General features: G+C 42.1%; 21 protein-coding genes and 1 riboswitch. Of the genes, 1 reads left to right on the plus strand and 20 read right to left on the minus strand.

Translation table 11 applies throughout. The features are described 5' to 3' along the window. Positions 1–233 precede the first annotated feature (233 nt). Complete coding sequence (locus tag MKY18_RS15000) at positions 234–959, plus strand: DUF5626 family protein (RefSeq protein ID WP_137054428.1); 726 nt, start codon at positions 234–236, stop codon at positions 957–959. Positions 960–1487: 528 nt separating this feature from the next. Here the strand turns inward: MKY18_RS15000 and MKY18_RS15005 are convergent. The 20 genes from MKY18_RS15005 to MKY18_RS15100 all read right to left on the minus strand — a co-directional run bounded on the left by MKY18_RS15005 (position 1488) and on the right by MKY18_RS15100 (position 19208). Next, positions 1488–1622, minus strand: coding sequence for a hypothetical protein (locus MKY18_RS15005; protein ID WP_306461731.1), 135 nt, complete (start codon positions 1620–1622; stop codon positions 1488–1490). Positions 1623–2075: 453 nt separating this feature from the next. Then, the gene (sufB, locus tag MKY18_RS15010; RefSeq protein ID WP_003213112.1) at positions 2076–3473 is read right to left on the minus strand and encodes a Fe-S cluster assembly protein SufB; all 1398 of its coding nucleotides are present in this window, start codon (positions 3471–3473) and stop codon (positions 2076–2078) included. A gap of 17 nt (positions 3474–3490) precedes the next feature. Continuing rightward, positions 3491–3937 (minus strand): Fe-S cluster assembly sulfur transfer protein SufU, encoded by a 447-nt coding sequence (sufU, locus tag MKY18_RS15015; protein ID WP_003212941.1) that lies wholly within the window; start codon positions 3935–3937, stop codon positions 3491–3493. Then, positions 3927–5147, minus strand: coding sequence for a cysteine desulfurase (locus MKY18_RS15020; protein ID WP_268453978.1), 1221 nt, complete (start codon positions 5145–5147; stop codon positions 3927–3929). Before MKY18_RS15020 ends, sufU begins: the two co-directional genes overlap by 11 nt. Then, complete coding sequence (gene sufD / locus MKY18_RS15025) at positions 5147–6460, minus strand: Fe-S cluster assembly protein SufD (protein ID WP_268453979.1); 1314 nt, start codon at positions 6458–6460, stop codon at positions 5147–5149. The genes MKY18_RS15020 and sufD overlap by 1 nt, the downstream gene beginning before the upstream one ends. 18 nt (positions 6461–6478) lie before the next feature. Next, complete coding sequence (sufC, locus tag MKY18_RS15030) at positions 6479–7264, minus strand: Fe-S cluster assembly ATPase SufC (RefSeq protein WP_044140878.1); 786 nt, start codon at positions 7262–7264, stop codon at positions 6479–6481. A 211-nt stretch (positions 7265–7475) separates the two neighbouring features. Beyond that, on the minus strand, positions 7476–7613 hold the full coding sequence (locus tag MKY18_RS15035; RefSeq protein ID WP_162839378.1) for a hypothetical protein: 138 nt from the start codon (positions 7611–7613) through the stop codon (positions 7476–7478). Between the two features lie 215 nt (positions 7614–7828). Continuing rightward, complete coding sequence (locus MKY18_RS15040; protein ID WP_003212803.1) at positions 7829–8197, minus strand: carboxymuconolactone decarboxylase family protein; 369 nt, start codon at positions 8195–8197, stop codon at positions 7829–7831. 104 nt (positions 8198–8301) lie between these two features. Beyond that, positions 8302–9123, minus strand: coding sequence for a methionine ABC transporter substrate-binding lipoprotein MetQ (metQ, locus tag MKY18_RS15045; RefSeq protein WP_003212678.1), 822 nt, complete (start codon positions 9121–9123; stop codon positions 8302–8304). A gap of 14 nt (positions 9124–9137) precedes the next feature. Then, on the minus strand, positions 9138–9806 hold the full coding sequence (locus MKY18_RS15050; RefSeq protein WP_044140880.1) for a methionine ABC transporter permease: 669 nt from the start codon (positions 9804–9806) through the stop codon (positions 9138–9140). Further along, positions 9799–10824, minus strand: coding sequence for a methionine ABC transporter ATP-binding protein (locus MKY18_RS15055; protein ID WP_106067332.1), 1026 nt, complete (start codon positions 10822–10824; stop codon positions 9799–9801). Before MKY18_RS15055 ends, MKY18_RS15050 begins: the two co-directional genes overlap by 8 nt. Positions 10825–10978: 154 nt before the next feature. Beyond that, a riboswitch (SAM riboswitch) is annotated at positions 10979–11087 on the minus strand. Positions 11088–11189: 102 nt separating this feature from the next. Then, positions 11190–11531 carry an SCP2 sterol-binding domain-containing protein gene (locus MKY18_RS15060; RefSeq protein WP_003212918.1) on the minus strand — a complete coding sequence of 114 codons (342 nt, stop codon included), beginning with the start codon at positions 11529–11531 and terminating at the stop codon, positions 11190–11192. 120 nt (positions 11532–11651) lie between these two features. Beyond that, complete coding sequence (locus MKY18_RS15065) at positions 11652–11954, minus strand: thioredoxin family protein (protein ID WP_106067272.1); 303 nt, start codon at positions 11952–11954, stop codon at positions 11652–11654. Positions 11955–11966: 12 nt separating this feature from the next. Further along, on the minus strand, positions 11967–12311 hold the full coding sequence (locus MKY18_RS15070; protein WP_044140882.1) for a toprim domain-containing protein: 345 nt from the start codon (positions 12309–12311) through the stop codon (positions 11967–11969). 128 nt (positions 12312–12439) lie between these two features. Next, entirely contained in the window at positions 12440–12676 is a 237-nt protein-coding gene (locus MKY18_RS15075; RefSeq protein WP_342497560.1) for a YusG family protein, read from the minus strand. 44 nt (positions 12677–12720) lie between these two features. Beyond that, positions 12721–13104, minus strand: coding sequence for a glycine cleavage system protein GcvH (gene gcvH / locus MKY18_RS15080; protein WP_003213614.1), 384 nt, complete (start codon positions 13102–13104; stop codon positions 12721–12723). A 66-nt stretch (positions 13105–13170) separates the two neighbouring features. Then, positions 13171–13527, minus strand: a complete 357-nt coding sequence (locus MKY18_RS15085) for an arsenate reductase family protein (protein ID WP_034317446.1) — start codon at positions 13525–13527, stop codon at positions 13171–13173. A 309-nt stretch (positions 13528–13836) separates the two neighbouring features. Then, entirely contained in the window at positions 13837–15618 is a 1782-nt protein-coding gene (locus MKY18_RS15090) for an acyl-CoA dehydrogenase family protein (RefSeq protein WP_185107891.1), read from the minus strand. A 14-nt stretch (positions 15619–15632) separates the two neighbouring features. Then, on the minus strand, positions 15633–16808 hold the full coding sequence (locus tag MKY18_RS15095; RefSeq protein ID WP_113768066.1) for an acetyl-CoA C-acetyltransferase: 1176 nt from the start codon (positions 16806–16808) through the stop codon (positions 15633–15635). A 12-nt stretch (positions 16809–16820) separates the two neighbouring features. Next, on the minus strand, positions 16821–19208 hold the full coding sequence (locus MKY18_RS15100) for a 3-hydroxyacyl-CoA dehydrogenase/enoyl-CoA hydratase family protein (RefSeq protein ID WP_185107890.1): 2388 nt from the start codon (positions 19206–19208) through the stop codon (positions 16821–16823). Between the last annotated feature and the right edge of the window lie 164 nt (positions 19209–19372).

A 19372-nucleotide genomic window follows, 5' to 3' on the forward strand; every position in this document is an offset into this window, starting at 1 on the left:
ATTGTATTCTTTACAAATCAAAAAAATATCTGAAGGAACTTTATAATTAATTTATCCCAAATAATGTAGTAACATTTTACCATTTAAGTATAAAAACATTTATTTTTTCATATTTTACATGTTAATATTTGTCTTAGGGAGGTGTGCTTATAGACTTATTGCAATCTGATTAGAGAGTTGGTTGTGAAGGTATAAATTCTAGGAAAACAAGAATTGTTAAGGGAGAGGGAAAAATGAAAAAATTGGTTCTTTTATTTGTGGTTATTTTTACGACAATTGGTTTATCTTTACCACAACAAGTATCTGCCCAAGAAACTCAAAACAATAGTTCCAAAGACCAAATTGGTTTTACTAAGGAGCAACTAGATAAAGTGAAGCAAAACATGGAGATTGAAGGAGTAGTATCTTCTGAGACTCAGGATAAGCTATTGAAGAAGCTTGCTAAAGGAGAAGCCTTGGATTCTTTTGTTTTACCAGAAGAAAAAGCTGTTAATACTATTAAAAAAGAAACAGGTGACGGTTATGAAATAACTTACATTTTTGCAGATGGATCCTATTCCCAATCGGCTGTTGATGAACCCGGTTTCTCTGTTGCAGGTGTAGGCATTGAGAAGGGAAAGTGCCAAGGTGGATCAGGTTATGTTAACTGCTCTGGAAGGAAAATTTATTACAATAATAGTGGTACATTTTCATTGAGTTTTAAAGCCAACTATTCACTTATTCAGGGTGGATTTGGATCAATCACTAGTGCTGGAAAATGGAATATTTGGACAGTAACGGGTAGTTACAGTAATCCAAAGATGAGAATCATCAGAAAGAAAGAAACTGATTTCAAAAAAGCAGAAGCTAGACTTTCAGCTACATTGGTTATCGGCGGAGGAATAGGCAGTATAACACGAAGTGTTTCACTTATCGTAGGTAAAAATAAAGCTAAGGCACAGGGCAACACTTACTACTAAGATCACTTGGGGGTTATTGAGTGGCAGTGGGAGATATTGTATACAAAGCATTTGTTTATGGTATACCAGCTTTATTTTTAATAGGATTTACAATGTTTGCAATAAAAAAATATAAAAAAAGTCAAGCTGACCAATAAAAAAAAACTGTCGATTTTCTCGACAGCAAGACCCCTCTTTAGAGGGGTCTACTATTTCAACAATCTTTCTAACATTGATCTTGTCTTGGACAACATATGCCGTCTACTACAAACCCATGTAACATCCTGAAACATTTAATCAAATTTGAATAGCCATCACTACTGTTGTTTTTATTAGGGTAGTAGTATGCAGTAGCGAAAGTTTGTTGTACGGCTTTTAGTGCTGATCTTTTTTTAGAGGCTTTATAACTTTTAAAATACCAGTTGACTATTTAGCAGGCTTGGAAGTTTCTATTTTGGATGGTGCTGATTTTATTTGTTTAACACTCGGTAATGTTTGAAAGTGAAATACCTTACTCCTGCGTTAACTGCGAATCAACAATTAAGCATTTTAAACCATATTTCGGAAATTAATATCCCAAAGTTCCATGCCGATCGACTTCATGTAGCCCGTTCCTCTGTCATTCCCTACATGCCATTCATTTTCGTTTAGTGGTAAACGCTGATAAATGACATTCTCATTCACAGTAGAGTGCCAGCTTAAACCTGTACTAAATCAGTTTACGAAAACTGAGTGACTTGCTGCGTCTGCTTCTTTGGCTTTGTTTGCTGTGGTTTGGACTGTGATATATAGAGACTTCATATAGTTTACTTATGCGTTTTTAAAACAAGAAAACGAACAAATACTCTTAAAGAATTGAAAGTAAAAGCAGCGGGTGAACTATCTTGGCTAGTTTCAGCTCACACTATACACCTTTTAGAAGCAGGCATGAATATTAAATATGTATCGGAACGGTGGTTAGGACATATTAGCATAAAAACAACCGCAGATACGTATTTCCATGTCACAAAAAAAATTGAAGACCAAGCAATGGAAATGTATCTGCGGTATGTTAAATAATTAAATTTTGTGGGTGTTTTGTGGGTGCTTGATAAAAATGTAATGCCTAAACACCTTTAATCCCCGGTATATCAACGGTTAACCTATACTACCTTCCATCTCGAACTTAATCAAACGGTTCATTTCAACGGCGTATTCCATTGGCAGTTCTTTTGTGAATGGCTCGATGAAGCCCATGACGATCATTTCTGTTGCTTCTTCTTCAGAAATTCCGCGGCTCATCAAGTAGAATAGCTGCTCTTCTGATACTTTTGATACCTTCGCTTCGTGCTCTAATGAAATGTTGTCGTTTAAGATTTCATTGTAAGGGATCGTATCAGATGTTGATTTGTTATCCATGATGAGTGTGTCACACTCGATGTTTGAGCGTGCACCCTCTGCTTTACGTCCGAAGTGAACGATTCCGCGGTATGTGACTTTACCGCCTTGTTTGGAAATCGATTTCGATACGATCGTTGAAGATGTGTTTGGTGCAAGGTGAATCATTTTTGCACCTGCATCTTGGTGCTGACCTTTACCTGCTAGGGCAATACTTAATGTCATACCACGAGCGCCCTCACCTTTTAGGATGACCGCTGGGTATTTCATTGTCAGCTTAGAACCGATGTTTCCATCAATCCATTCCATTGTCGCATTCTCTTCACATACTGTACGTTTTGTGACAAGGTTGAAGACGTTGTTTGCCCAGTTTTGAATCGTTGTATAACGGCAGTAGCCGCCTTTTTTCACGACGATTTCAACAACCGCACTGTGAAGTGAGTTTGTTGTGTAAACTGGTGCTGTACAGCCTTCTACGTAATGCACATGTGCGCCTTCATCAACGATGATAAGTGTACGCTCGAACTGACCCATGTTTTCAGAGTTGATACGGAAGTATGCTTGAAGTGGTGTATCTACTTTGACGCCCTTTGGTACGTAGATAAATGAACCACCAGACCATACAGCCGAGTTAAGCGCAGCAAATTTGTTGTCAGTCGGAGGAATGACTTTTGCCCAGTGCTCACGGAAGATGTCTTCGTTCTCTTTTAATGCGCTGTCTGTATCTTTAAACACAATGCCTAGATCTTCAAGGTCTTGCTTCATGTTGTGATACACAACTTCAGATTCATACTGAGCAGATACACCTGCTAAGTACTTTTGCTCTGCTTCTGGGATCCCAAGCTTATCAAAGGTTTCTTTGATTTCTTCTGGTACTTCATCCCAAGAACGCTCAGAGCGCTCTGATGGCTTTACGTAGTACGTAATTTCATCAAAGTTTAATGCATTTAAATCTCCGCCCCATTGTGGCATCGGCATGTTGTAAAAGAGCTCAAGAGATTTCAAACGGAAGTCGAGCATCCACTGAGGCTCTTCTTTCATACGAGAAATTTCTTCAACGATCTCTTTTGTCAGTCCGCGCTCTGAACGGAAAATGGAAACGTCTTTATCAGAAAAGCCGTATTTATATTCACCAACATCTGGCATTTTTTTAGCCATCCATTTTCACTCCAATCTTATGATTTGCCGTTATCTTCGGCAGATGCGCCTTTTTCAAGCGCCTTCCAGGATAATGTTGCACATTTGATGCGGGCTGGGAATTTTGCCACTCCCTGCAGCGCCTCAATGTCACCAAGATCAATGGAATCGTCGTATTCTTTTCCTAGCATCATATCGGAGAAAATCTGAGACATTTTCAAAGCTGTTTCAATATCTTTCCCTTTAATCGCCTGCGTCATCATAGAGGCAGATGCCATTGAAATCGAGCATCCTTCTCCTTCAAATTTCGCATCCATGACCTTTTCGTCTTCGATTTTCATCGTGAGACGAATGCGGTCACCACACGTTGGGTTGTTCATATCGACGACAATACTGTCGTTTAACACACCTTTGTTTCTCGGATTTTTATAATGATCCATAATCACTTGTCTGTACAGTGTGTCTAAGTTTACATTAAAAGACATTCGTAAAATACTCCTTTGTCTTACGGAGCGCTGCAATGAACTCGTCAATCTCTTCTTCTGTATTGTACAGATAGAAGCTTGCTCTTGCAGTCGCTGATACACCAAGCCATTTCATGAGCGGCTGTGCACAGTGATGTCCAGCACGAATGGCGACACCTTCTGTATCCAGAACAGTTGACGCATCATGCGGATGGACGTCGTCTAAGTTAAACGTCACAAGCCCAGCCCGGTGCTGCGGTCCATAAACAGTCGCACCTTCAAGCTCCTTAAAGCGCTCAAGCGCGTAAGTGGCAAGCTGATGCTCGTAACGGCTGACTTCCTCCATACCGATTTCATTTAAGAAATCAATCGCTTTTCCTAGTCCAACTGCTCCGGCAATAATCGGTGTTCCCGCTTCAAATTTCCACGGGAGCTCTTTCCAAGTGGAATCATACAGATCCACAAAGTCGATCATTTCACCACCAAACTCAGCAGGCTCCATATTATTCAAAAGGTCCTTCTTCCCGTAAAGCACACCAATGCCAGTCGGTCCACACATTTTATGCCCAGAGAATGCGAAAAAGTCACAATCTAGATCTTGAACATCAATTTGCATGTGCGGCGTGCTTTGCGCACCATCGACGACAATAATGGCACCATGATCGTGTGCAATTTTGGCGATTTCTTTAATCGGGTTGATGGTTCCTAGTACGTTTGAGACATGTGTGACAGCGACGATTTTCGTTTGATGTGTGATCGTTTGCTTCACATCTTCAAGCGATAGCGTGCCGTCTTCCTGTAACGGAATATATTTCAATGTGGCGCCAGTTGCTTTTGCCGCTTGCTGCCAAGGGATGATATTCGCATGATGCTCCATGTGCGTAATGACAATCTCATCGCCTTCTTTGAGGTTTGCTCTGGCATAGCTAATCGCCACTGTATTCAGTGCGGTTGTTGTACCTCTAGTAAAAATAATCTCCTGGACAGATGAAGCACGGATGAATGCACGAACTTTCTCTCTGGCACCCTCGTATGCGTCCGTTGCTTTTGTTCCAAGGGTATGAACACCCCGGTGGACGTTCGAGTTGTAAGACCGGTAATACTCATTCATTGCATCAATGACCACTCTTGGTTTTTGAGAAGTCGCCGCACTGTCCAAATACACCAAATCATGTCCGTTCACTTGCTGATGAAGGATTGGAAACTGCTCACGAACGTCTTTGATATTCATTATTTTACTTTCCTTTCAATCACAGAAACGAGCTGCTTTTTAACTCCTTCAATCGGCAGTTCTTTGACGACTGGATTTAAGAAGCCATAAATCACAAGTCTTTCTGCATCTTCTTTGGAAATCCCGCGGCTCATGAGGTAATACAGTTGAATTGGATCGACACGTCCAACAGAAGCAGCATGCCCTGCTGTTACATCATCTTCATCAATTAATAGAATCGGGTTTGCGTCACCGCGTGCTTTCTCACTCAGCATGAGAACACGTGATTCCTGCTCGGCATTTGACTTCGTTGCGCCATGCTCGATTTTACCAATTCCGTTAAAGATAGAGGATGCTTGATCCTTCATCACACCATGCTTCAAGATATACCCTTCAGAGTTTTTACCGAAGTGGATGATGCTTGTTGTAAAGTTTTCCGTTTGATTCCCGCGGCCGACAACAACTGATTTTGTATCACCGAATGTCCCGTCGCCCATAAGCTTTGTGATGTTTTCAGACACGACGTCTCCATCATTCATCAAGCCAAGCGCCCATTCGATTTTACTGTCACGGCCATTTGCCATACCGCGTCTGTTCACATAGACTGTGACACCTTCTGAAAGGTTATCTACTGCACCGTAAGTGACGCGGGCATTAGCTCCCGTGAACACTTCGGACACGATATTGAAGATTGCTTCTTCAGGTTTTGCTGTACTAATATAGTTTTCTACATATGTGACTGCACTATGATCGTCTGCTACGACGATGACATGGTTGAACAAAGTCGTGTCGTCATTTTCATGCAGGTAGATGGCTTGAATTGGCGCTTCAAGTTCTACATTTTTTGGTACATAGAGGAAAGCTCCACCATTCACTAAAGCAGCATGTAAAGCGGTTAGTTTATGCTCATCTACTTTCACTGCATCAGTCATGAAGTATTTCTGCACTAGATCTCCATGTTCGCGAAGCGCTGTATGAAGATCAGTGAAGATCACGCCTTTGTCTTTCGCTTCCGTTGAAAGGGACAAGTATGCTGGCGTTTGATCACGCTGAATGTAGACTGTCTTATCCGCGTCCTCTAAATCAATGAGAGATTTCACTTCTTCAGGAAGCTCTTCTAATGATCCAAATGGCGCACTTTCGACTGTATGCTGTTTGAAATTGGTTAAATTCCATTTAGAAATATTCGTTTTGTCAGGCTTTGGCATTGGAAGGTCTTCTGCTTTTTCAAGAGCCTGTAAGCGAAGGGAACTCATCCATGCCGGTTCCTGATGCTTCTCGGAGAAGCTTTTGACATAATCTTGATCTACTGATAATTTCGTTTCTAATGTCATCAATAATCCTCCTAACGCTTACGCTTCTTGACCAACAGTTTCGTCTTCAATTCCTAACTCTTTTTTAATCCAGTCATAGCCTTCTGCTTCTAGACGTTGTGCAAGCTCTGGTCCGCCAGATTTCACGATACGTCCTTGCATCATGACATGAACGTGATCTGGTGTGATGTAGTTCAGTAGACGCTGATAGTGAGTGATCATTAAGCAGCCGAAGCTTTCGCCGCGCAATCTGTTAATCCCTTTAGAAACCACTTTCAACGCATCGATATCAAGACCAGAATCGATTTCGTCAAGGATCGCAATTTTTGGTTCAATCATCATTAATTGAAGAATTTCGTTGCGTTTTTTCTCCCCGCCTGAGAAACCTTCGTTTAGGTAGCGCTGCGCCATGTCTGGGTCCATTTCAAGGAATTCCATGTTTTCGTCCATTTTTCGGATGAATTTCATTAGAGAGATTTCATCGCCTTCTTCTCTGCGAGCGTTAATAGCAGAACGAAGGAAGTCCGCATTTGTCACACCACTAATTTCAGATGGGTATTGCATCGCAAGGAAAAGACCTGCTTGAGCGCGCTCATCTACTTCCATTTCAAGTACATCTTCGCCATCAAGCAAAATGCTGCCTTTTGTTACTTCATATTTAGGATGACCCATAATGGCAGCAGATAAAGTTGATTTACCTGTACCGTTTGGTCCCATTACTGCGTGGAATTCTCCACCTTTTATCTCGAGGTTTACACCCTTTAAGATTTCTTTCCCTTCAATCTCAACGTGCAAGTCCTTAATTGTTAATGTCGAAGCAGTCATATATCGATACCTCCAAAATAATCATTATTCTCAATTTATTCTCATTCTAATTTTATAACAAATTAAAACTGAATACAACACATTCACGATATGCGTGAGAGGATGCTCTCAAAATTCTAACAAAAAAAGCCGGTAGATAAAAGGATTTATGTCGAAAAGACTGTTTTCATAAAGAAAGGACGGGAATCTGTTCTCCCCGCCCCTTAGCTATTTAATAGCCTCGTATATTCATTTTTGCGAGCTGTCTTTTCTCATCTCGATAGGACTGCTCTCGTTTATATTCCACTTTCATCCGTAAGTCATGGTCTCTTTCGTACTCTGCATAGCTCATGCCATGAGCCTTATGCATGGCCTTTTCCATCTCGGCGGTATAATCCAATCCCAGTGTACTATGGTCCGAACAAATAATAAACCATTCCCTTCTTTGAGTGTAGCTTCATTGTATCAAAGACATGTGGCTTCACTCAAAAGGGATATGACGCGCTATGCTGGCATATTTTCTCACACAATCGGCTGAGAAGGACTCAACTCCCTGATATGGATAAATGCCATCTTATCCTTCCCTTAATGCGTCTGTCCTCCAAATTCGTCAATACATTGCTGAACAACTGTGATGCCTTGACTTAGTGCAGCACCGCCGCCGAACGCTGCCGCCACACTGACGACCTCTAGCAAATTCTCTTCTGTCGCGCCTTGGTCGAGCGCTCCCTTTGTATGATAAATCATGCAGTATTCATCCTGTGCATGAATACTGATGCCAAGGGCAATCATTTGTTTTTCCTTTTGCGTTAATGAATCGCTCTGAAAGCACTGCTCCGTGAATTCATTGAATTTCTTCCCAAACACCGGCATTTTCTTCTGAAATTCACCCATTGCGGTTTTATAATCAGTCAGTGATTGCTGCATGGATCCGCTCATATGCTGTTCATTCATCTTCATTCCATCCCTTCAGGTCATTTGTACATTTTTATTATGAGCGAGATTTGAAAAAATACACAAAAAAACCTCGCTTTGATGAAAGCGAGGTTAACACATTGTTATTCAGATACCGGTAGTACAGCACCGTCATATTTTTTGTCGATGAATTCTTTGATTTTATCAGAGTGAAGAACTTCCATTAATGTCTTAATCTTATCTGATTTTTCTTCACCTTTGCGAACCGCCACGATGTTTGCATATGGGTTGTTCTTTGTTTGCTCAAGTTCAATTGAATCTTTTTTCGGATTCAATTTATTTTGAATCGCATAGTTGACGTTAATAAACACAGCATCGCCTTCACTGTTTTCATAAGCTTTCGCTGTTAGTTCAGGAGCGATTTTTTTGAACTTTAGGTTCTTCGGGTTTTCTTTGATGTTCTTTACTGTTGCGTTGATTGTATCAACTTTAGGATCAATCTTAATGACACCAGCATTTTGCAATAGTGCAAGCATACGGCCTTGTTCAGCTACGTTGTTTGTCATGATGATCGTGCCGCCGTTTGGAATATCTTTTACTGATTTGTATTTCTTAGAGTAGATACCGAAAGGCTCAAGGTGAACCGCACCAGCACTAACTAGGTTGTAATCTTTGTTTGATTTATTTTCTTCGTTTAAGTAAGGGATATGTTGGAAAAAGTTTGCATCCACTTCTTTTTCAGCTAATGCTTTGTTGTACATTTTATAATCACTAAGTACTTTCACTTTTAGATCGTAGCCTTTTTCTTTTAGAAGTGGTTTTGCTTCTTCAAGAATCTCGGCATGGGGTGTTTTTGAAGCGGCAACCGTAATGGTTTTGCTATCACTTGCGTTATTAGATGAACCGCATGCAGCTAAGATGCCTGCAAATGCTAGAAATAGTGCACTTAAAATCAATTTCTTCATGAATAAATCCTCCCTTAACGTTTATCAATTTTATTTGTAATCAAATCACCGATTATTTGAATAATAAAGACGATGATGAGAATAAACACAGTGGCTACAAGTGTGACATCTGTATTACCAGATTGGTATCCTTCCACATAAGCAAGGTCACCAAGTCCGCCTGCTCCAATTGCACCTGCAATCGCAGTTGAGCCAATTAAAGCAATCGCTGTTACGGTAATACCTGAAATGAGGGCTGGCAATGATTCTGGCAGCAATACTTTGAAAATGATGGTCGATGTTTTCGCTCCCATTGACCGTGCTGCTTCAATGACTCCTTTGTCTACCTCACGCAGTGCAATTTCGACAAGACGTGCATAGAATGGAGCTGACCCAATGACAAGGGCAGGGAGTGCTGCATTTGGACCTAGAATTGTATGCATTAAGAATTTCGTGAACCCTAATAAAAGAATAATTAAAATGATAAAAGGAATCGATCTGAAAATGTTGACGACTGCACCGATGACAGCATTGATCGGTTTATTTTCCCAAAGACCGCCTTTTCCTGTAAGGAAAAGCAGGAGTCCAAGAATAATTCCGATGACAAATGCAAACGCCAATGAAATGAGTGTCATATAGACTGTTTCACCCGTTGCATTCCAAATGACATCTAAATCAACGTTCGGAAACCATTTCTCAAACATGTGTCATCACCTCAATTTCAACCTGTTTACTTTGGATATAGGCGATGGCTTTTTCTACCTCGGTCTCTTCTCCATTAATATGGATAAAGAGTGTTCCAAACGCGCCTTCCTGCGTTTGAGAAATCTTTCCTTGAAGGATGTTCACATCGACCTGGAAGGATCGAACGATTTCAGTGATGAGCGGCTGCTCGGCAGAATCGCCAATAAAGGACAACCGTACGACCTGACCTTCTTTTACACGCTCTAAGACGTGCTCGATTGTTTCTTTCGCTTCCTCTGGTTCAGCAAGCTGCTGTACAAATCGCTTCGTCATTTCTTCCTTCGGCTGTCTGAAGACGCGTAATACTTCGCCTTCTTCGACAATGCGTCCATTCTCCATCACCGCTACGCGATGACAAATTTTGCGAATAACGTGCATTTCGTGCGTAATCAGCACAATCGTGAGCCCTAATCGTTTATTGATATCCGCTAAAAGCTCAAGGATAGAATCCGTTGTTTGCGGATCAAGCGCTGACGTCGCTTCGTCACAAAGAAGAACCTTTGGATCATTTGCTAATGCTCTCGCAATTCCCACACGCTGCTTTTGTCCGCCGCTTAGCTGAGACGGATACGCATTTTCTTTTCCTTCTAAACCGACCAATTTAATCAGTTCATTCGCACGTTCTCTTTGTTTTGATGCCTTTACACCTGCGATTTCAAGTGGGAACATAATATTTTGTCTCACCGTTCTTGACCAAAGTAGGTTGAAGTGCTGGAAAATCATGCTGATTTCTTGTCTTGCTATCCGAAGTTTCGCATTCGATACTTCATTGATCCGGTTGCCTGCCACTTCAACAATTCCTGCTGTTGGCAGCTCCAGACCGTTTAATAGGCGAATCAGCGAGCTTTTTCCGGCACCGCTATACCCGATAATTCCGAATATTTCACCTTTCTCAATATCCAAGTTGACGTCTTTCACGGCATCAACATTTCCGCTTTTTGAGTGGTACGTTTTTGATACATTCTGTAAATGGATCACAGTCTGTTCACCTGCTTTCTTGCTGAATCTATAGGTTGCCATCACATACGTTATTTATTCTTCCTGCTGCCATGCCTCGTGCCTGACGTGAGGTCAGTAAAAAAGACCTAACTGCAATGCAAGCAGAAAGGCCTTTTATGTTCAATACGCCTTTCTCTCATCTTTCAAAGCATTGCGGCTTTGAGTGAATTGGCACCAATTTCAGCTATGCTGACGGTTGCCGGGTTTCATAGGGCACGTCCCTCCACCTCTCTTAATAAGAGAAAATATGTTGTTTTATGTGATGTTCATGTTTTTACTAACGTAGAATATCATGCTACCCGAGATATGTCAACGCTGTAAATCGCTAATTTCCAAGTAAACGACTAAGTTATCATTTTTCGAAAAAAACCGTTCGTCAGCCAAAGTACCGCCTCTAGTCTTAGGAGCGCACGGAATGACCCTTTTACTTTCACTTGTCCCCTGCTAATTAACTGCTGTAAGGACATATCTCCATCTAATAATTGAAGTATTTCTTTTCTCTCACCATAAAAGATGAGATCCGATAACTCAATTGCAGGTAGTTTCTTCACTTCACCACGCTCATCCACAATCAATGTACAAGAGTCAGTTTCCGCCTCAAATGTAATCTTCAAGGATGATGATGAGAGCAGCGGCTTTAGCAATAATCGCTGCCCTGTGTTTCCATGGGTTTTCACTTTTTCCACATGTATAACCTCCCTGTCATTTGGTTATACATAACATTTCTCTACAAACATTCGCTTGTCCTTTATAAATAACTCGACAAATTTTCAGATGAAGTGCTTGAAATATGACAAAAAACCGCTTTATTTAGCGGTTTCAATCATTTCATGAAGATATGGAACGGAGTGAAAGGCATAGCCTTTTTGCACCAGCTCACCTTTTTTAAACAGTAGAAAGCAAGGAACACTTTCGATTTCAAAAGTTTTCGCAAAGCCTGGTGAGTAGTTTAAGTTATTTTCATAAAAAGGTACATCCGGCTGCATGGTGTCTACGACAGCCAGCATTTTCTTTGCCAGCTGACATGTTCCGCAAAACGGTGTATATAAGTATAAAAGAAATAAATCGTCCTTTATCTCCTTGAATTCGTGTTCTTCAATCTCTTTCATATACGTCCACCCTCATATATATTTCGAATGAACATCAATGTTTGCAGCTAATAGGATAGATGCAATGTGGGCTGACGGTGAAGCGGCCACTTCGCGGTACGTTCTGTCGACAAAAAGATGAAGTGCTTCAGGGAATTCTTTTCGAAATTGCTTCCGCAGTTTGTCGCCTGCATCGTCACTGTCTGCTAATATGTAAACGTCTTTCCCCAATAATTCGTCTACGAGCTGATCCAGCTTCGATGTACTGATCGTGCCATTGGTGCAAATGATGGTAACAGGTTCACTTATGACTTCTTTTAGCTTTTGTTTGTCTGTTTTACCTTCTACAATGATGACCTTTTCTACCTCTACATTCATCACGATCACCCGGCCCTTTTGACGTTGTTCACTTCTCCCTTAGATTACAATTTTTCATTCAGGTTGTAAAGATTAGGCGCTTGCACTAAAAAGACTGCAGCTTATGCTCACTGCAGCCTCATCTGTGATTAGCACCAGCCATTTTCATCATTACAGTCTACATATTTTTCTGTCCCGTGGGTCAATGTATCCGTCAGACGATAAAAACGATTTTGATCATAGGAATAACCTGATTTTAACTCATATTGGTTTTCACTAATCATCGTGCCAATCTCTTCATTTTGATGATACAACACCATGCCGTTTTCTTTGAATCGTCCAGTGACATGATCTGTTATATCCACATGTTCTTTTTGAAAAGACAAATTGGACACCCCCCATAAAGGTAGAGTGTCCAATTTCACGTGAATTAGTCTTCTTTTGTCATTTCTTCATATTGCTCAGCAGTCATCAAGTTCTCAATTTCAGATGTATCAGCTGGCTCTACCACGATCATCCATGCTTTTTCGTATGGAGAGTCGTTGACGAATTCAGGGCTGTCATCCAGCTCATCGTTCACTTCGACGATTGTACCGTTGATCGGTGCGTAAAGCTCAGAAACTGTTTTCACAGATTCTACACTTCCGAAAGGCTCGTCCGCTGTAATTTTGTCTCCTACTTCAGGAAGCTCAACGAACACGATATCGCCTAGCTCAGATTGAGCAAAATGCGTAATACCGATACGCACCTTATCTCCTTCTACTTTGACCCATTCATGTTCTTCTGAATAACGTAAATCTTTTGGTGTGCTCATTCAATACCCCTCCAGTCTTTTCTTTCAATCTATATTGAAGATACCACAATCTGAATGAAAGTTACATCATTTCCAGACGCTTTTAAATGTATCTTCATTAAATCCAACTGTGACTCGTTTACCGTCTGTTGTAATCGGACGCTTGATCAGCATTCCGTTAGATGCGAGTAATTCGAGCTGCTCGTCCTCTGACATTGCAGGAAGTTGATCTTTCAGCTGTAGCTCTCGGTATTTCTGTCCGCTTGTATTAAAGAACTTCTTCAGCTCTAAGCCGCTTTTTTCGTAAAGCGCTTTTAATGTTTCTTTATCAGGCGTCTCTTCGACGATATGTATGCTGTTGATGTCTTTATTGTGTTCTTCCAGCCATTTTTTTGCTTTTCGGCATGTACCGCAAGATGGGTATTCATAAAAATCTAAAGCCACTATTTTCACCTCCTGCAAGTAGTGAGAACATTTTATCACAAAATATTTTAAAAACCTAAATGTATGCTTACAAAAAGGTGCGGAGTGATACCCGCACCTCAGCGTGTAGACAAACCCTCGCATTCGGTGTCAGGTCTGCGCTTCGGTGCTCACGAATGTCAAATTCGCTCCGCTCCGATGCTCGTCCTTCCTAGACTTCAAAGGTTTTCTATCACGCTGAAAAGAAGACAAAGGGCTAAAATAAAGATCATTTTAGCCCTTTGTCAACAATCTGAGGTGCGGAGTGATATCCGCACCTTTTAAGCCGTCTTATACGATATATTTCTCTGCTTCAAAGATTCGTTTCGCCACTTCGCGCTTTTTGGCGATGACATTGATCGGGGTGAATCTTGTCAGTTTGCGAAGAGCTGACAGATTCATGCGGAGTGAATCTCCTTCTTCCATCGCGATCAAGGATTCTTTTGCATGGGCTTCAATTTTTAAGAAGGCTTCCTGCGTGAAAATTTGTGTGTAAGCAAGCTTTTGAGTATTCTTATCTAGCCCTGATGCAGCGATTGCCTTTTCAGTACGCAGAATCGCCGATTCAACAGCAAACAGTTCATTGACGATATCCGCTATGTTCACAAGAATCTCTTGCTCTTTGTCTAATGCTTTTCCATACTTCATCGCCGCCATTCCAGATACCATTAAGGCGATCTTTTTCGCATGGACGAGCAAGTATTTTTCTTGATCGAGCGGCTGATCACCCGGCTCTTCCGGCATCATCATCATGAGCTCTTCCTGTAAGGTTTGCGCTTTTTGAAGCAGCGGAAGCTCTCCCTTCATCGCTTTCTTCAAGAATGTGCCTGGTACAAGCAGACGGTTGATTTCGTTTGTCCCTTCAAAAATACGGTTAATCCGTGAGTCACGATAGGCTCTTTCGACCTCGTATTCTTGCATAAATCCATATCCGCCGTGAATCTGCACACCTTCATCCGCAATATAATCTAAAGTTTCAGAGCCAAGCACTTTACAAAGAGAGCATTCAATCGCATATTCTGCAATGGACTGGGCGATTTTTTTGCCGTCCTTTTGCTCTTCTTCACTTAATAGGCCCATGCGCTGTTCAAATAATCCGACTGTGCGGTAAACAGCACTTTCCATCGCATAGAGCTTTGCCGACATGTTGGCTACTTTTTCACCAATTAAGCTAAATCGAGAAATAGGCGTTTGGAATTGCTTACGCTGATTTGCATATTCTGCCGATAATTGAATGACACGTTTTGACGCACCAACTGTCCCGACAGCCAGCTTGTAGCGTCCGATATTCAAAATGTTAAAGGCAATGACGTGACCTCTGCCAGCCTCACCTAGTAAATTCTCCTTCGGCACTTGAGCATCTTCAAGTATTAATGTTCTCGTCGATGACCCTTTAATGCCCATCTTTTTCTCTTCAGGTCCCGTTTGGACACCTGGAAAATCCTTTTCTACGATAAAAGCAGAGAAGTGTTCACCATCAATTTTCGCATATACGACAAAGACGTCGGCAAATGCGGAGTTTGTGATCCATTGTTTTTCACCATTCAGCACATAATGAGTTCCGGCTTCATTTAAGACCGCAGTTGTCTTTGCTCCAAGGGCGTCAGAGCCTGATCCTGGTTCAGTGAGGGCGTACGCTGCAATCGTTTCTCCAGAAGCGAGTCCAGGAAGATATGTTTCCTTTTGTGCTTGATTTCCAAACAGCACGATGGGCAGAGATCCAATGCCTACATGGGCGCCATAGGAAAGCGAGAAGCTCCCTGCTCTGGAGAATTTCTCGGTAATAATGGCTGAACTAATTTTATCTAATCCAAGTCCGCCGAATTCTTCAGGCACGTCAGCTCCTAGCAGCCCAAGCTCTCCAGCCTTTTTGAGAAGCCTGACGGAATGCTCAAATTCATGGTTTTCAATTTGATCTATATATGGAACAACGTCTTGTAAAATATAATCCTCTGTTGTCTTTCCAATCATTTGATGCTCATCAGAGAAATCCTCTGGTGTAAAGATATGTTCATAATTCGTCTCATCAATTAAGAAGCTTCCACCCTTTTTTACTTCTTCCATTGCTTTCATTCTGATTTCCCCCTTTAGATCAATTCAAAAATTCCTGCTGCTCCCATGCCCCCGCCGATACACATTGTAACAATGCCAAATTGCTCGTTTCGCCGCTTCATTTCATGAATGAGTGACAGTGTCAGTTTCGTTCCTGTACAGCCGAGCGGATGTCCTAGCGCGATTGCCCCGCCATTGACATTCACTTTCTCTTCATCGATTCCTAAATGACGAATGACTTGAATGGCCTGAGAGGCAAACGCTTCGTTTAATTCAAACAGCCCGATATCCTTCAGCTCAAGTCCAGCGATTTTCAGCGCACGCGGAATGGCTTCAATCGGACCGATTCCCATCACCTCAGGCGGTACACCACCAACAGCAAACGCCCGGAACTTGGCAAGAGGCTGAAGGGAAAGTGAGGATGCTTTCTCACGATCCATCATCATCACACATGCAGCGCCGTCACTTGTTTGTGAAGAGTTTCCTGCGGTCACCGTGCCTTTTGTCGAGAAAGCCGGACGCAAAGTAGAAAGAATCTCTTCCGTTGTCCCTGCTCTCACGCCTTCATCCTGTGAAAACTTGAATTGATGTTCTTCTAATTGATATTGCTCCCCTACCCGCCGCTCTGTTACATCAACGGATACAATTTCATCTAAAAACTTTCCTTCCTGTAATGCTTTGGCTGCCTTTTGATGACTTCTTACCGCAAAGGCGTCCTGATCTTGACGTGTGACCTGATACTTTTGCGCCACCTGCTCTGCCGTGTGTCCCATGCTCATATAGTATTCAGGCGCTTGCTCTGCCAAATGAGCATTCGGACGAATGGAGTGACCCATCATTGGCACCTGTGACATCGATTCGACTCCACCGGCTAAGATTGTTTCTGCCTGACCGAGCATGATTCGTTCACCCGCATAAGCGATTGACTGAAGACCAGATGAGCAGTAGCGGTTAATGGTGATCGCAGGTACTGTATATGGAAGCCCTGCTAATGCTCCAATATTACGAGCCACATTTAATCCTTGTTCAGCTTCTGGTGTTGCACATCCGATGATCAAATCATCTATCTGTCCGTCGTAATCACCGGCACGCTTTAATGTTTCTTTTACACACAATGCGCCCATATCATCAGGTCGAACATGTTTTAACGATCCTTTTTTCGCCTTCCCTACTGGTGTTCTCGCGCCAGCGACAATGACTGCTTCTCTCATTTTGACTCCCCCTTAGTTACGTAAAGGTTTTCCTTTGACGAGCATGTGCTGCATGCGTGCTTGTGATTTCACTTCTCCTACAAGACTTAAAAAGGCTTCCCTTTCAAGCTCTAATAAGTATTGCTCCTCTACCTCTGTTCCAAATGGCAGTTTCCCGCCGGAAATAACATGAGCTAATTTTTTAACAATGGTCATGTCATGCTCTGAAATGTATCCAGACAATCTCATATTTTCGGCCGCCAATATCATTGCTGCATAGCCTGTTTCTCCCATGACGGGCACCTTTTGCTTGAGCGGCGCACGATAACCCGCTTCATCAAGAGAGAGCACAAGTTGTTTCGCATCATAGATCAGGTGATCTCCGTTCATACTGATTCGGTCACTCGCGCGAAGCATGTTCATATCCCTCGCTTCCTCTGCCGAAGTGGACACTTTCGCCATTGCAATTGTTTCAAATGTTTTCATCGTGGCGTCTTGTATAGCGGTCTCTGGCGGCTTAGCTGATCCTTGAAGATGGCGAAGGTATAATTCTTTGTTTCCACCGCCGCCTGGAATCAGTCCAACTCCCGCTTCGACAAGACCCATGTATGATTCGCTGGACGCCTGAATAGCTGCTGCCGGCATACAAACCTCAGTTCCGCCTCCGAGTGTCATACCAAACGGAGCAGCAACGACTGGACGGTCGCTATATTTCACCTTCATCATTGCCTGCTGGAAGCGGCGGATCACAAAGTCAATTTCAAAGAAATTATCGTCCTGAGCTTCCATTAAAATCAAAGCAAGGTTAGCTCCAACACAGAAGTTCTTCCCTTGGTTTCCGATGACAAGCCCTCTATAATTCTGTTCCACCTCATCGACAGCGCGATTGATCATGTCAATGACATCTAGTCCAATGGCATTGCTTTTGGAGTGAAATTCGAGCAAGGCGACATCATCACCGATATCAATCAAGCTCGCACCAGCATTTTTAAAAATCACGCCCTGCTTCTTTTTCAATCTCGCTAAGGAAATATTCTTGTCGTTTCCTTTTTCCTGTTCATAAGCCCCATTGTGATAAAACGCACGCTCTCCATCAGCATTCTCTTGATAGAATGTATCGTGTCCTTCTGACAGCATGTCTTGCACCCACTGCGGGATGCTGTGTCCTTCTGCTTCCATGCGTTCGACTGCTTTTTTCACACCGATTGCATCCCATAGCTCAAATGGACCGTGCTGCCAGCCAAATCCCCATTTCATTGCGTTATCGATGGACTGAATATCATCCGCAATTTCGCCTGTTAACTGAGCTGAATAAAGGAGCACAGGTGCCGTCATGTTCCAGAGCAATTGTCCTGCACGGCCATCTTGATAAATAAGCGCTTTCAATTTCGCTTTCGTTCCCTTTTGCTGCTTTGCCATCTCAATGCCTGGATCTTTCAGTTTCGTTCGTTCTCCGTATGTGAGCGTCACAGGGTCAAGTTCTAAAATGGTCTTTCCATTTTTTTGATAAAATCCTTGCTCTGCCTTGCTGCCAATCCATCCTTTTTCAAGCATTCGTTCAATAAACTCAGGCAGCTGGAAAATATCTTTTTCCTTTCCTTCTACTTGGTCATATACGTTGCGGGCTACATGGAAAAACGTGTCGAGCCCTACAACATCAAGTGTACGGAAAGTCGCGCTTTTCGGTCTTCCAATGAGAGGTCCTGTGACCGAATCCACCTCTCCAATGGTGTATTTGTTTTCAAGCATTTCACGCACTGTCACAAGGAGTCCATAAGTACCAATACGATTGGCAATAAAGTTCGGCGTATCTTTCGCTTCAACGACGCCTTTACCAAGTACATCCTCGCCAAACGTTTTCATAAATTGGAGTACTTCTGGATCTGTTTCTTGAATAGGAATGATTTCTAAAAGCTTTAGATAACGAGCTGGGTTAAAAAAATGTGTGCCTAAAAAGTGACGTTTAAAATCCTCTGATCGGCCTTCTGCCATTTTTTCAACCGAAATTCCAGATGTGTTACTTGATACGATACTGCCTTCTTTGCGGTGTTCGTCGATGAGAGAGAATACATGTTGTTTAATGCTGAGCTTTTCAGTGACGACTTCAATGATCCAGTCAGCATCATGTAATAAGGAAAGGTGATCTGTGAGATTTCCCGGTGTGATGTATGATAGGTTTTTTGCTGAAGTAAGAGGTGCTGGCTTTTGCTTTAACAATTTTTTCATCGCTTCTTGACTTAATCTATTCCGAACACTAGGGTGATCAAGCGTTCGCTTTTTTGCCGTTTCTTCCTTTGTCAGTTCGTTTGGCACAATATCTAGCAATGTTACTGGTATCCCGATATTGGCTAGATGCGCAGCAATGCCTGAGCCCATGACACCTGAACCAATGACAGCCGCCTTGCGAATATGTTTGCCCATAAATATCCCCCTAAACATTTTGAATGAACAGTCATTCATTTTTTGTCCAAAAAAAAGCAATGCCTCTTTCTTTATCTTAAAAGATTTTCCGAAACAGTTCAAGAGCGGATTTCAAAAATTCACACATTCTCATGTGCCTTACTTTGCGGCGTATGAATTAAAGA

This window comes from Bacillus sp. FSL R7-0672, assembly GCF_038601465.1.
Taxonomy (GTDB): domain Bacteria; phylum Bacillota; class Bacilli; order Bacillales; family Bacillaceae; genus Bacillus; species Bacillus pumilus.